Annotated in this window: 9 protein-coding genes and 1 pseudogene; 4 read left to right on the top strand and 6 right to left on the bottom strand. The window is 71.8% G+C overall.

Annotation, left to right across the window (positions count from 1 at the left end):
- Positions 1–11: 11 nt before the first annotated feature.
- The gene (locus tag ACQUQD_RS23795; protein ID WP_428954164.1) at positions 12–1211 is read right to left on the bottom strand and encodes a LolA family protein; all 1200 of its coding nucleotides are present in this window, start codon (positions 1209–1211) and stop codon (positions 12–14) included.
- A gap of 353 nt (positions 1212–1564) precedes the next feature.
- Positions 1565–2575 (bottom strand): polyprenyl synthetase family protein, encoded by a 1011-nt coding sequence (locus tag ACQUQD_RS23790; RefSeq protein ID WP_428954163.1) that lies wholly within the window; start codon positions 2573–2575, stop codon positions 1565–1567.
- Positions 2576–2799: 224 nt separating this feature from the next.
- On the opposite strand from ACQUQD_RS23790, the gene ACQUQD_RS23785 reads away from it, so the two are divergent.
- The gene (locus ACQUQD_RS23785; RefSeq protein ID WP_428954162.1) at positions 2800–4302 is read left to right on the top strand and encodes a peptide MFS transporter; all 1503 of its coding nucleotides are present in this window, start codon (positions 2800–2802) and stop codon (positions 4300–4302) included.
- 27 nt (positions 4303–4329) lie between these two features.
- Complete coding sequence (locus ACQUQD_RS23780) at positions 4330–6333, top strand: CocE/NonD family hydrolase (RefSeq protein ID WP_428954161.1); 2004 nt, start codon at positions 4330–4332, stop codon at positions 6331–6333.
- Between the two features lie 40 nt (positions 6334–6373).
- On the opposite strand, the gene ACQUQD_RS23775 is transcribed toward ACQUQD_RS23780, so the two are convergent.
- The 3 genes from ACQUQD_RS23775 to ACQUQD_RS23765 form a co-directional block, all read right to left on the bottom strand.
- Positions 6374–7183, bottom strand: coding sequence for an HAD family hydrolase (locus ACQUQD_RS23775; protein ID WP_428954160.1), 810 nt, complete (start codon positions 7181–7183; stop codon positions 6374–6376).
- A 277-nt stretch (positions 7184–7460) separates the two neighbouring features.
- Entirely contained in the window at positions 7461–8663 is a 1203-nt protein-coding gene (locus ACQUQD_RS23770) for an FAD-dependent oxidoreductase (RefSeq protein ID WP_428954159.1), read from the bottom strand.
- Between the two features lie 55 nt (positions 8664–8718).
- A complete protein-coding gene (locus tag ACQUQD_RS23765) occupies positions 8719–9969 on the bottom strand; it encodes an ATP-grasp domain-containing protein (protein ID WP_428954158.1) in 1251 nt (416 codons plus the stop codon).
- Between the two features lie 236 nt (positions 9970–10205).
- Between ACQUQD_RS23765 and fahA the strand changes: the two genes are divergently transcribed.
- Entirely contained in the window at positions 10206–11444 is a 1239-nt protein-coding gene (gene fahA, locus ACQUQD_RS23760; RefSeq protein ID WP_428954157.1) for a fumarylacetoacetase, read from the top strand.
- A 161-nt stretch (positions 11445–11605) separates the two neighbouring features.
- Here fahA and recQ read toward each other — a convergent pair whose 3' ends face one another.
- Positions 11606–13561, bottom strand: coding sequence for a DNA helicase RecQ (recQ, locus tag ACQUQD_RS23755; protein ID WP_428954156.1), 1956 nt, complete (start codon positions 13559–13561; stop codon positions 11606–11608).
- A 197-nt stretch (positions 13562–13758) separates the two neighbouring features.
- On the opposite strand from recQ, the pseudogene ACQUQD_RS23750 reads away from it, so the two are divergent.
- Positions 13759–14116: pseudogene (locus ACQUQD_RS23750) on the top strand (hypothetical protein).
- The last annotated feature ends 32 nt before the right edge of the window (positions 14117–14148 follow it).

The following is a 14148-nucleotide window of genomic DNA, read 5'->3' as shown; positions in this document are numbered from 1 at the left end:
CTGCCGCCCGGTCAGCCCGCGTCGGCCGCCTTCACCAGCGCGTCCTTGGTGACCGCCCCGGCATAGACCTTCCCGTCCTCGGTGATCAGCACGTTCACCAGGCGGGTCGAGTACACGGTGCCGGACCCGAACTTCCCCGTCACCTTGTCGCCCAGGGAGTCGAGGAACTTCTGCGCGTCGGCCGGCATGCCGCCCGGCGCGGAGCCCGACGCCAGGCCCGCGGCGCCCGAGTCGCCCGGCAGCTTCAGCTCGGCGACCGAGGTCCAGCCCTTGCCGATGACGTTCAGTCCGTCCACACCGTCGGCCTGGCCCGCGTCGGGCCTGGCACCGTGGCCCTGGCGGTCCCGCGCGGCCTGCTCGTCGGCCTCGGTGACCTTGGTGCCCTTCGACGGCTTGAAGTCGAAGGTGGAGGCGGCCGGCCGGCCGAAGTCGACCTTGGTGAAGCCCGCGTCGACGACGGCCGCGCCGCCGCTCGCCGGGGTCAGGGTGAACTTCAGCGGCGTACCGGTCTTCGCGTCCACCGCGATCGTGACCGCGCCGACCGTCGAGCCGGACTGCTTGGGCTTGATCTGCAGCCGGTACGCGTCGCGGCCCGCGATCTGCGCCGTGCCGTCGACGGTGAACGACGTGGTGTCGCCGGACGCCTCGATGATCTTGTCGGTGAGTTCCTTGGGCGTGACGGGCACCTCGCGGCCCTGCTTCTTCGCGCGGTCGCCGGCGGGCCGGGTGTCCTTGGCGTGGTACGCCTCGTCCGACGCGCTGTCGTAGGCCCACACGTCCGCGCCGTTGTGGATCAGGCTGTACTCGGACGCGTCGTCCAGGATCGACAGCTTCTGCCGGTCCTGGCCGTCCGCCGCGACGCGCAGCGTGTGCGTACCGGAGGCGAGCTCGGTCAGCTTCGCCTGCGGGTCGGCCGAGGACGAGCCCTTGTCCCCGCCGGTGAGGCCCGAAGCCGCGCCGCCCAGCGACGGCAGGCCCAGATCCGTGTGGATCTTCACGGTGCCGGACAGCTGCTCGGTGTCCGACGCGGCGATCTTCTCGATGAGTTCCTGGGCGGTGATCTTCGGGAGATCCGGGTCGCCGGAGTCGGCGAGCGCCGGGACGAGCCCGATCGTCGCCGCGGCCACCCCCACCACGGCGACCGGGACCGCGTAGCGGGTCACCTTGCGGCGCACGGCGCTCTGGCTGTCTTCGGATTCGTACGGTGCCATGTCTGTTGCCCTACCTCCGTGTTCGGCGGCGGCTTACCGTCCTGTGCACTCGTCCACTCTGCGTCCACCCCAAGCCGCCATTCTCACCCGAATTGGTCAGGAGTGGTGTACTCAATCTGACCAAACCGGCCACGGGGAAGCGTCAGACCGCGGGATCAACTCCGCGTACGCCTACGGGATGACATGAGGGAGCGGTCCCGGGCCCGACCCGTAGGGGGTGGGACCGGGCCGGACACGGATCAGCGGGGAACACGCCTGGCCGGGGCGAGGAAGCCCCGGACAGCCGATATGACCTGCATCACATTTTCGGTACGGCGCCGAGAGCCCCGGCCGCGAGCGCCGGTCCGGGCAGGTCACCCGGCGCGGTGCACCACCGCGTCGCAGAGCTCCACCAGCGCCGACTTCGCCTCGCACTCCGGGAGCGGGGCGAGGGCGGCGCGGGCGTCCTCGGCGTAGCGCACGGTGTCGCGGCGGGCCTGCTCCAGGGCCGGGTGGGCGCGCAGCCGGGAGATCGCCTCGGCGAGCCGCTCGTCGTCCGCGAGGTCCGAGTCGAGGAGCTCGACCAGGGCCTGGTCCTCGGGCAGGCCGAGCAGCCGGGCGCGCTCGCGCAGTCGCAGCACCGGCAGCGTGGGGATGCCCTCGCGCAGGTCCGTGCCGGGCGTCTTGCCGGACTCGTGCGAGTCGGAGGCGATGTCGAGCACGTCGTCGGCGAGCTGGAAGGCGACGCCGAGCCGCTCCCCGTACTGGGTGAGCACGTCCACGACCGTCTCGTCGGCGCCGGACATCATGGCGCCGAAGCGGCAGGCCACGGCGATGAGGGAGCCGGTCTTGCCGCTGAGCACGTCCAGGTAGTGGTCGACGGGGTCGCGGCCGTCGGCCGGGCCCGCCGTCTCCAGGATCTGGCCGGTGACCAGGCGCTCGAACGCCTCCGCCTGGATGCGCACGGCATCCGGGCCGAGGTCGGCCAGGATGTGCGAGGCGCGGGCGAAGAGGAAGTCGCCGGTCAGGACCGCGACGGAGTTGCCCCAGCGCTGATTGGCGCTCTCCACGCCGCGGCGCACGTCGGCCTCGTCCATCACGTCGTCGTGGTAGAGCGTCGCGAGGTGGGTGAGCTCGACGACGACGGCGGAGGGCACGATGCCCGGCGCGTACGGGTCGCCGAACTGGGCGGCGAGCGTCACGAGCAGCGGCCGGAAGCGCTTGCCCCCGGCCCGCACCAGGTGCTGGGCGGCCTCCGTGATGAAGGGGACCTCGCTCTTGGTCGCTTCGAGCAGGCCCTCCTCGACAGCCGTCAAACCAGCCTGGACATCGGCTTCGAGAGCCTGGTCCCGCACGCTAAGACCGAAAGTCCCGACGACGGTCACGAGAGGTTCTCCTGTCTGCTGACGATCACGACGCTCACATGGCGAACTCGGTCGATCATTCGGTCGATGACACGGTTTGTCGATGTGTCGCTGCCATCACTCAAGTCAGCGTATCCGGTCGCGTTTCGATCACAGGGGGCGCCTGCCCGGACAACCCAGCCCGGGCGCCTCCGAGACACCCCCGGTATGTTCTTGATCAGCCAATACGACCGGGAGTACGCACTTTGTCCCGCACAGCCACCGACGCCGACCCCGCGGCCGAGCCGCCGCCGGGCGACGACACCGCCTTCTTCGGGCAGCCCCGCGGCCTGCTGACCCTGTCGGGCCTGGAGGTCTGGGAACGCTTCTCGTTCCTCGGCATGCAGGCCATTCTCGTCCTGTTCTTCGCCGATACCGTCGCACACGGCGGCATGGGCATGGACCCCGGCACGGCGGCATCGGTCTCGGCGGCGTACGGAACCCTCGTCTACCTGGTCTCCGTCGCCGGCGGCTGGCTCGCCGACCGGATCCTCGGCTCGTACCGCGCCGTCCTGTGGGGCGGCATCCTCATCGCCTGCGGCCACTACTCGATGGCGGTGCCCACGGCGACCATGACCTGGGTCGGCCTCGGCCTGATCAGCGCCGGCACCGGCCTGCTCAAGCCGAACGTGGCCTCCATGGTCGGCAAGCTGTACCGCACCGACGACCAGCGCCGCGACGCCGGCTTCGCGCTGTACTACATGGGCATCAACATCGGCGCGTTCGCCGGCCCGCTGATCACCGGCTGGCTCGGTGACCACAAGGGCTGGCACTGGGGCTTCTCGGCGGCCGCGGTCGGCATGACCCTCGGCCTGATCCAGTACGTCGCCGGGCGGCGTCACCTGGCCGGGCGCAAGCACGCCGCCGAGTACGCGCTGCCGCCCGAGGGAATGCGCCGGGCGATCCGCACGATCGTCCTGGGCGCGGTCGTGGTGGCGGCGCTCGCGGCCCTGCTGGCCTCGGTCGGCTGGCTGACGATGGACCGCTTCGTCGACTGCCTCACGGTCATCTCGGTGGTCGCGCCGGTCGTGTACTTCACGGTGATGTTCCGCAGCCCGCGCGTCACGGCCGAGGAGCGCGGCCGGCTGCGCCCCTACCTGGTCCTGTTCGTCGCCTCCGTGGCCTTCAACTTCATCCTCTTCCAGGCCTACTCGACGATGATGCTGCTGGCCTCGACGAACGCCGAGACGACCATCTTCGGCTTCCACTTCCCGGCCAGCTGGTACGCCTCCGCGCTCGGCGCCTTCGAGGTCGCCCTGGCGCCCGTGGTGGCCGGTGTCTGGGCGCGGATGGGCCCGCGCCAGCCGCACGCCTCCAACAAGATCGCGCTCGGCGTGATCCTCGGCGGCCTGTCGTTCCTCCTGATGGTCCTGCCGACCTCGGGCCACGGCGACGACACGTACAAGATGGCCGTCTGGTGGATCGTCGGCTCCTACCTGCTGCTCGGTCTCGGCGACATCCTCGTGGAGACGTCGGGCATGTCGGCGACGACCAAGCTCGCCCCGAAGGCCTTCGCCAGCCAGACCATGTCGCTCTGGTTCCTGTCGCTCGCCCTCGCCAACGGCATCCAGGCACAGACCGTGAAGCTCTACGGCGAGGTCTCCAACCCCGCCTACTTCGGCGTCAACGGCGCGATCGCCGTCGCGGTCGGTGTCGCCGTCATCGCCCTGGCGCCGTGGCTGCGCCGCACCATGCACCCCGTTCACTGAGCCCACCGAGGCCATCGAGGTTTTCCCATGAGCACTCCGAAGATCCGGACGACATTCCCGTACGGGACCACCCGCGAGGACATCCGCGTACCCCTCTCCGACGGGACGACGCTCTTCGCGCGCGTCTGGCGCCCCGTGACCGACGAGCCGGTCCCGGTCCTCCTCGAGTACCTCCCGTACCGCCTCTCCGACTGGACGGCGCCGCGCGACTGGCAGCGCCACCCCTGGTACGCGGGCCACGGCTACGCCTCCGTGCGCGTGGACGTGCGCGGGCACGGCAACAGCGAGGGCATGCCCGGCGACGAGTACGACGCGCAGGAGCTCGCGGACGGCGTCGAGGTCGTCAACTGGCTGGCCGAACAGCCCTGGTCGTCCGGCAAGGTCGGCATGTTCGGCATCTCCTGGGGCGGCTTCAACTCCCTCCAGATCGCGGCCCTCGCGCCCGAGCCGCTCAAGGCGATCATCACGGTCTGCTCCGCCGACGACCGCTATGACAACGACGTGCACTACATGGGTGGTTCCGTCCTCGCCGTGGACATGCACGCGTGGGCGGCGACCATGCTCGCGTTCGTGTCGCGGCCGCCGGACCCGCAGTTCGTCGGCGACCGCTGGCGCGAGATGTGGGTGGACCGCCTGGAGGCCGTCGAGCCGTTCATCCACACCTGGCTGGGCCACCAGACCCGCGACGACTACTGGCGGCACGGCAGTGTCTGCGAGGACTACTCGGCCATCAAGGCGGGCGTCCTCGCGGTGGGCGGCTGGCACGACCCGTACCGCGACACCGTGCTCAGGCTGATGGAGCACCTGCCGGACGACCAGGCGCGCGGGATCATCGGCCCCTGGTCGCACCAGTACCCGGACCGCGGCCTGCCGCCGGGCCCGGCGATCGGCTTCCTCCAGGAGACGCTGCGCTGGTGGGACCACTGGCTCAAGGGCGAGGACACGGGCGTGATGGCCGAGCCCAAGCTCCGCTCCTGGATCAGCGATTCTCACCCGCCGGCGACGGTGTACGAGGAGCTGCCGGGCCGCTGGGTCGGCGACCCGTCCTGGCCCTCCCCGCATGTCTCGCCGGTCTCGTACGCGCTCCAGGGCGCGCCGGTGCTCGTCCGCTCGCCGCAGCAGACGGGGCTGGACGCGGGCCGCTTCTTCCCGTTCGGGAACGACGCGGACCTGCCGCCGGACCAGCGCGACGAGGACGCGAAGTCGGCCTGCTTCGAGTTCGAAGTACCGTCGGACGTGCGGGTGCTGGGGCGTCCGCGTGTGACGGCGCGGATCACCTGCGGCGTGCCCCGGGGCCAGGTCGTGGCCCGGCTGTGCGACATCGCGCCGGACGGCTCCTCGACGCTGGTCACCCGGGGCGTGCTCAACCTGTCGTCGCGGCACGGCCGGGCGGCGTCGGTGCCCTGGCTGCCCGGCACCACCGAGGACGTCACGTTCGAACTGAACGGCATCGGCCACACCTTCCCCGCCGGGCACCGCATCCGGCTCGCGGTGTCCTCGGCGTACTGGCCCTGGATCTGGCCCCAGCCCGGCTCGGCGTCCGGCTTCACGCTCGACCCGGTGGGCAGCTCCCTCGAACTGCCGGTGCGCTCCGGCGACCTGGGCGGCGCCGTGTCCTTCGGCGAGCCCGAGCAGTCCGAGCCGCTGGGCGTGGTGTACCCCGCGTCACTGGACGAACAGCGCCCGGAGCGGCTGGTCGTACGGGACGTGGCCAAGGGCGAGTGGAAGCTGGAGGTCGACCCCCGGTACGGCGGTACGCGCGTCTATCCCGACGGCCTCGAATTCACCGAGGACGCGCTGGAGACCTACGTCGTCCAGGAGGACGACCCGCTCTCGGCCCGCACCCGCTCCGACTGGTCGATCCGGCTGCACCGGCCGGAACTGGCGTGGGACGCGACGGTGGAGACCCGGTCCGAGATCTCCTGCACGGAGAGCGAGTTCGTCACGTCCAGCGAGGTGGTGTGCCGGGACGGCGGCGAGGTGGTGTTCCACCGGACGTGGGAGAAGCGGATTCCGCGGACGGCGGGGTAGCGGTTCGGGGGGCGGGTACGCCCCGCCCCCCCCCTCTCGCTCAGCCTCCGAACAGCCGCTCAAGAACGACGGCCACCCCGTCCGCCTCGTTCGACCCGGTCACCTCGTCCGCCACCGCCTTCAGCTCGGGATGCGCGTTCTCCATCGCCACCCCGCGCCCCGCCCACCCGAACATCGGCACATCGTTCGGCATGTCACCGAAGGCGACGGTGTCGTCGGGCCCGACGCCGAGCCGCTCGGCGGCGAGTCCGAGTCCGGTCGCCTTCGTCACGCCGCGCGGCTGGAGTTCGACCGTGCCGGGGCCCGACATCGTGACGGTGGCCAGCGGGCCGACCGCGGCCCGCGCCACGGCCGCCAACTCGTCGTCCGTCAGGGCCGGGTGACGCAGCAGCACCTTGCTGATGGGCCGCGCCCACAGATCGGCGCGGCGGTGCACCCGGACGGCCGGCAGCGTGGGGTGCGGCATCAGGTACTGCGGCTCGATGAGGGTCAGCCCGTCCACGCCGTCCTGGTCGACGGCCGCGTGGACCTGGCCGACCTCCGCCTCGATCTTCCCGATCGCCTGCTCGGCCAGTTCCCGGTCGAGCGTCAGCGACCACAGCAGCCGGTCGCCCACGGCGTCGTACAGCTGCGCCCCCTGCGCGCACACGGCGAGACCGGTGGCGCCGCCGAGGTCGTCGAGCAGCGGTTTGACGCGGGGCGCGGGGCGGCCCGTCGCCACGATGTGCCGGGCACCGGCCGCGGCGGCTGTCGCCAGGGCGTCCCGGGTGCGGTCGGAGACCGTGTCGTCGCCGCGCAGCAGCGTTCCGTCCAGGTCCGTGGCGATGAGGGCATATGCGGGTGCGGCCATGATCCGAAGAATACGGACCAGCGGCCCCAACGACCCGTCGAGTACCGGCCGTGTGGGGTGTGTGTGGTAATGCGTCGGCGCCGCCGCGTTCCCCGAGTGCGCGCCACGCCGACCGGGCCGTGAACGCCCCGACGTCACCGGCCGCGAGCAGGAGCGGCAGCGTCCGGGCGCGTCCCGCGACGGGATCCGAGGCCGCGCCGAACCGGCCCCGCACGCCCGAGGCGCGCGGGAACCCGGGTGCGGACCCACCCCCACGGCGGCCCGCACCCGGGACCGGTCACCCGTGGGCCGCCGCCAGATGCCGGGCCAGCCGCGGCGACGCGAACTCGGTGCCGCACACGAACCGCATCACCGGCCCGTACGACGACCCGCCGAGCATGCCCGTGAAGTAGAGCCCGGGGACCGACGACACGTACCCGGCGCCGAGGCGCGGTGTGCCCCGGCTCACGGCGATCCGGGTGCGCAGCCCGTCGCCCAGGAACGGCATCGCGGCCAGGTCCACCCGATAGCCCGTCGCCGCGATCACATGGTCCGCGGACAGCTCCTCGCGGCGGTCGCCGTGCGTGCGGACGGCGAGGACGGGCGCCCCGTCCGACACCGTCGCCCCCTCGACGGAGGCGACCTCCCGCACCGCCACCTTGCCCTCGAACCGCTCGCGCAGCCACCACGCGCCGAGCGGTCCGAGCACCCGCCGGACGAGGAAGTGCCGCGCCTGCGGTGGCAGTTGGCGGTACTGGTGCGGGTAGTACGTGAGCGCGTACAGCGACCAGGCCCGGCCGAACGGCGTCTCCGGGCGGAACCTCGGCTGGCCCCACGGCGGCGCCCCGAACCGCACCCGGCCCGTGCCGCGCGCCACCACCCGCACGCTCGCCCCGGCCTCCGCCGCGAGCACCGCCGTCTCCAGGGCGGACTGGCCCGCCCCGACGACGATCAGCTCCTGGCCGGCGAACCGCGACAGGTCGTGGTGCTGGGCGCTGTGCGAGAGCGGGCCGCTGGGCGCGGGCCCGTCGGGCGCGGCCGCGGCGAGCTCGCGCGGCAGGTGTTCCAGGCCCGACAGACCGGTGGCGACGACCACGGCACGCGCCGTGAACTGCTCCCCCGAGTCGAGCTTCAGCTCGAAGCCCGCGCCGCTGTGCCGGTCGACGGAGACGACGCGGACCCGCTCCAGGTCGGGCACCAGCTTCTCCTGGAACCACTCCCCGTAGGCGACGAACGTCTCCGCGGAGATCAGGTCCACGTCGGTGACGAGGCGCTTGATGCCGGCCGCGTCGCAGTAGTCGACCAGGTCGTGGCCGCGCTGCGGCGCGTCGATGTTCGACGCGGACGGCACGGACTTGAGGATCATGCCTTCGGGCATGTGTGAGCGCCAGCTCACCATGGGATCGCCGAAGACCCTGACGGGGATGCCGCGCGCCCGCAGATGGGCGGCGGTGGACAGGCCGTAGGGGCCCGCCCCGATGACAGCTACCGGATGGATCACGAAGTCCCTCCCCAGGACGACGCAGCGTCACTTACTTCGTGCCGGCCCCCGCGGATCAGGCGGGCGAACCGGACGTGCTGCCACGGCGGTTGGTCCGCCACAGCTGATAGAGATGCCGCGCCCCCGGCCGTACGAAGCGGGCGAGCATCGTGAGGAACGGCAGTGGATCGTCGGCCGCCCACCACGCCAGCTCCGTGCCGCTCGCGCGGGACGGGGCGTGCGGGGTCGTGTAACCACTGCGCCGGTACGCGAGCAGGGCCGGCAGGTCGATGTTCTCCACGACATACCGGTGCCCCGCCCGCTGCTCCCCCTCCGGGACGTCACGGCCGGTGAGGTGGAGGTGGAGGGCGCGCACGACGTCGACGCCCGCCTCGTTCTCGAACAGGCGGAACTGGGCGCCCATCCGCGGATTGAAGTCGAGCAGCTTGTACTGTCCGTCGCGCCGGTCGAAGCGCAGGTCGAGGTCGACGATGCCGGTGAAGCCGATCTGCTTGATGAAACGCGCGGCGATGTCCGCGAGTTCCGGATTGTCGACGACGTACGCGTTCGCCGTCATGCCCGCGTGCGGCGGCCACGAGCGGACCTTGACCCCGGTGAACATCGCGCGGGGCGTGGAGTCCTGGTCGAAGTACGCGTGCACGATCCAGTCCTCGGCGTCCTCGCGCGGCAGGTACTCCTGCAGGATCACGCCGGGCCGCTCGCCCCAGTCCCGGGCGAGCGCCCGCAGGCCGTCGGGGGTGGCGATCCTCGTCGTCCCGTTCACCGCCGGGCTGCTGCGGCGGGTGAACGCCTCCCGGTTCTTCGCGACGACCGGGAAGCGCGCCTTCTTCGCGAACTCCTCGATGTCCGCGCGGCTCTTCGGGAACGCGGCCGCCGGCGACGGGATCCCGTGCTCCACGCACAGCTCGTGCAGCCCCTGCTTACTGGCCAGCCGGCGCGGCAACTCCCGCTCCACACGCGGGAAGAGATACCCCGCCCCGGCGAGCGGGTCCTGGTGCTCGGCGATGAGGACGGCCGCTTCCTCGTCCGTCGGGATCAGCACGGTGGGCCGCCCGATGCGGCGCGCGATGCGCAGCAGCCCGTCGACGAGGCGCCCCGGCTCCTCGGCCCCGGTGGTCCGCCAGGGAAAGGCCCGGCGCAGATGGCGCGAGGCGGCCGCGGGCGTGTACCGGTCCTCGGTGATCGCGTACATGGGCACACCGAGGCGGCCCAGGCTGCGGATGGCTCCCACCCCTCCGTGGTGCAGCGGATAGTCGCCGAACTTGACGATGAGGCCCGGCACGTCGCGGTCGACGACGAAAGGCACACCCCCGGCACCGCTTCGAGCACTCCCGGCACTCCTGGCCACGGGTCCCCCCACGTGTCCTGTCCCCCTTAGGACCCGGCCCCACCCCGTCCGCGCCCACCGGACATAGACGCTAAGCCGGAACCGACCACTCCATCAACGGGTCATTCGGACATTGCGAACTCTTTAGGCACTGCCCGAACCGGCTTCTCCCACGTAACGTGAGCCGCACTCGATGGAAAGTGAGGCAGGTAGGCATGGCTGGCACGCCCGAGCACACCCCGCTCGACCTCCCCGAAGGCGACCCCTTCGGCCCGCACAACCTTCCCTACGGGATCTTCTCCGAGGGCGCCGACGGCGAACGCCGGGTCGGAGTCCGTCTCGGCGACCACGTCCTCGACGCGGGCGCGGCGGCAGCGGCCCTCGGCTCCCCCTACGTCTCGCTCCTGGCCCGGCCGACCCTCAACCCGCTGCTGGCGGCGGGCCGTACGGCCTGGTCCGACGTGCGCCGCGCGCTGACCGCCTGGCTGACGGTGCCCGCCCACCGGGAGACCGTCCTGCCCCTCCTGCACCCGCTCTCCTCGGTCACCCTGCACCTCCCCTTCGAGGTCGCCGACTACGTCGACTTCTACGCCTCCGAGAACCACGCCTCGAACCTCGGCCGGCTCTTCCGCCCCGACGAGGAGCCGCTGAAGCCCAACTGGAAGCATCTGCCGGTGGGTTACCACGGCCGGTCCGGCACCGTGGTGGTCTCCGGGACCGATGTGGTGCGCCCGTCCGGCCAGCGCAAGGGCCCGGCCGACCCGGCACCGGTCTTCGGCCCCTCCGTCCGCCTCGACATCGAGACGGAGGTCGGTTACGTCGTCGGGGCTCCCTCCGCGCAGGGCACCGCCGTGCCGCTGTCCTCGTACCGGGACCACGTCTTCGGTCTCTGCCTGCTCAACGACTGGTCGGCGCGCGACATCCAGGCCTGGGAGACGGTTCCGCTCGGCCCGCACCTCGGCAAGTCCTTCGCGACCTCGATCTCGGCGTGGATCACGCCGCTGGAGGCGCTGGACGCGGCCCGCGTCCCGGCCCCGGAGCGCACGTACCCGCTGCTGCCGTACCTGGACGACTCCGACCCCGCGGACGACCCGGCGGGCTACGACCTGCGGATCACGGTCTCCCTCAACGGCCATGTCATCTCGGAGCCCCCCTTCTCCGGCATGTACTGGACCGGCGCCCAGATGCTGGCCCATATGACGGTCAACGGCGCCTCCCTGCGCACCGGCGACCTCTACGGCTCCGGCACGATCAGCGGCACCGAGGACAACGAGCGCGGCTCGCTCATCGAGATCACCTGGAACGGGCAGCACCCCCTCGAACTCCCCGACGGCAAGCGGGGCTTCCTGGAGGACGGCGACGTGGTGACCCTCTCCGCCTGGGCCCCCGGCCCGCACGGCACCAAGGTGGGCCTCGGCGACGTCACGGGCAGGATCACGGCAGCGCCCCACTAGAAGCGCGGGGAACTGCGCGAGCGACGACGACGGCGCAGCACCCGCCGACGGATCAGTGACCGGCAACGGCGCCGAGGCGGGCGCCCCCGGCGCGGGCGGCACCTCTCACCGCCGCCCGCGCCACAGCGCCGCCGCTCACCGCCACACCGCCGGAGGCCCCGTCACCAGTCGATGTCGTCCGGCTCGGGCCCGAAGTCCGGCTCCGGCCCGAAGTCTCCCTCCCCCTCCTGCGCCCCCGGACCGGACCCGGCATCGGCACCCGCACCGGCACCCGCATCGCCCCCGTCCAGCGCGGCCAGCGCCGCAAGCACCCCCTCGCCCCACGTCGCCAGCTTCTTCTCGCCGACGCCGCCGATCGTGCCCAACTGCCCGAGGGACGTGGGCCGCTGGACCGCGATCTCCTTGAGCGTCGCGTCGTGGAAGATGACGTACGCCGGGACCCCGTTCTCCTTCGCCTGTGCTCCGCGCCAGGCCCGCAGCGCCTCGAAGACGGGCATCAGCTCCTCGGGCAGATCGGCCGCCGGCGACTTGGCCCTGCGCTCACGCGCGGTGGAGCGCGACGCCGCCTTCGGGGCCTCCTTGCGCAGCCGCACCTCCCGCTGCCGCCCGAGCACGGTCCCGCTCTCCTCGGTGAGCACCAGCGTCCCGTACTCGCCCTCGACCGCGATGAGGGACTGGGCGAGCAACTGCCGCACCACGCCCCGCCATTCGTTCTCGGTCAGGTCCTCGCCGATGCCGAAGACGGAGAGCTGGTCGTGGTCGAACTGGATGACCTTCGCGGTGCGCTTGCCCAGCAGGATGTCGATGATCTGGCCCGCGCCGAACTTCTGCCCCCGCTCCCGCTGCAGCCGCACCACCGTGGACAGGATCTTCTGGGCGGCGACGGTGCCGTCCCAGGTCTCGGGCGGGGTCAGGCAGGTGTCGCAGTTGCCGCAGGAGCCGGGCGCCTCCTGCCCGAAGTACGTCAGGAGCTGGGCGCGGCGGCACTGCGCCGTCTCGCACAGCGCCAGCATCGAGTCGAGATGGGACGACGCCCGGCGCCGGAACGCCTCGTCGCCCTCCCCCATGTTGATCAGCTTCCGCTGCTGGACGACGTCCTGCAGCCCGTACGCCATCCAGGCCGTGGACGGCATTCCGTCGCGCCCGGCACGGCCGGTCTCCTGGTAGTACCCCTCGACGGACTTCGGCAGGTCCAGGTGGGCGACGAACCGGACGTCGGGCTTGTCGATGCCCATGCCGAACGCGATGGTCGCGCAGACGACGAGGCCCTCCTCGCGCAGGAACCGGGACTGGTGCGCCGCGCGCGTGCCCGCGTCGAGGCCCGCGTGGTACGGCACGGCGTCGATCCCGTTCCGGCAGAGGAACTCTGCGGTCGCCTCCACCGACTTGCGCGACAGGCAGTACACGATGCCCGCGTCGCCCTCGTGCTCCTGCTTGAGGAAGGAGAGCAGCTGCTTCTTCGGGTCGGCCTTGCCGACGATCCGGTACTGGATGTTGGGCCGGTCGAAGCTCGCCACGAAGTGCTTGGCGTCCGGCATGCCCAGGCGCTGGGTGATCTCCTGGTGCGTGGCGTGCGTCGCCGTCGCGGTGAGCGCGATGCGCGGCACGTCGGGCCAGCGCTGGCCGAGCACCGACAGCGCCAGATAGTCGGGGCGGAAGTCGTGGCCCCACTGCGCGACACAGTGCGCCTCGTCGATGGCGAAGACCGAGATCCTGCCGCGGGACAGCAGGTCGAGGGTGTTGTCGAGACGCAGCCGCTCCGGCGCCAGGTAGAGCAGGTCCAGCTCGCCCGCGAGGAACTCGGCCTCGACGGTGCGCCGCTCGTCGAAGTCCTGCGTCGAGTTCATGAACCCGGCGCGCACCCCGAGCGCGCGCAGCGCGTCCACCTGGTCCTGCATCAGCGCGATCAGCGGCGAGACGACCACACCGGTGCCCGGCCTGACCAGGGCCGGGATCTGGTAGCAGAGCGACTTGCCGCCACCGGTCGGCATGAGGACGACGGAGTCCCCGCCCGCGACCACGTGCTCGATGATCGCTTCCTGCTCACCCCGGAAGGCGTCGTACCCGAAGACGCGGTGGAGCGTGGTGAGTGCCTCGCTCCCGGTCACCTCGCTCATACCCAGTCCCGTCCTGCCGATCTCGACTTCCCCCGCAACGATAGGGGTCCGGACCGACAGCCCGAGACTTATCCACAACAGACCCTGTGGATAACTTCCTCACAGTCAGAGAGTCGTTCACACGTCCGTGGGAGACCAGATCATTACCGAGCGTCAGCCTGAGAGCTCCGGCGAGACTCCGTCCCGTGGGAGCACCGCTGGGCATCGAACCGAAGGCGTCCACGCCTACCTGGCCGATGCCGCCCGAGGGCGGCTACACCGCCGACGACCTGGACCGGCTTCCGAATCTCCCGCCGCACACGGAATTGATCGACGGGAGCCTGGTCTTCGCGACTCCGCAGACCGTGCTTCACACGCGCACCATCGACTTCTTCGATGGGCAGTTGCAGTCCGTGGCACCGGCGCAGTTCGGCCGTCGTCCACGCCTTCGAGCGGGAGCCCACCACCGGCGTCTACGTCAGCGTCGGGATCTTCCGCGAGCGCATGAAGGCGGACGCGCCCTTCCCCGTGGACCTGGACCTCATGGCGATCAAGGCCCGGCGCGACAGGGACTGAGACCCCGGACATGCGGAAGCCCGGCTCCCCAC

It is taken from the genome of Streptomyces sp. cg35 (genome assembly GCF_050410835.1).
Lineage (GTDB): Bacteria > Actinomycetota > Actinomycetes > Streptomycetales > Streptomycetaceae > Streptomyces.
Note: the sequence above shows the minus strand (reverse complement) of the source record. Positions and strands in the feature narration are given on the sequence as shown.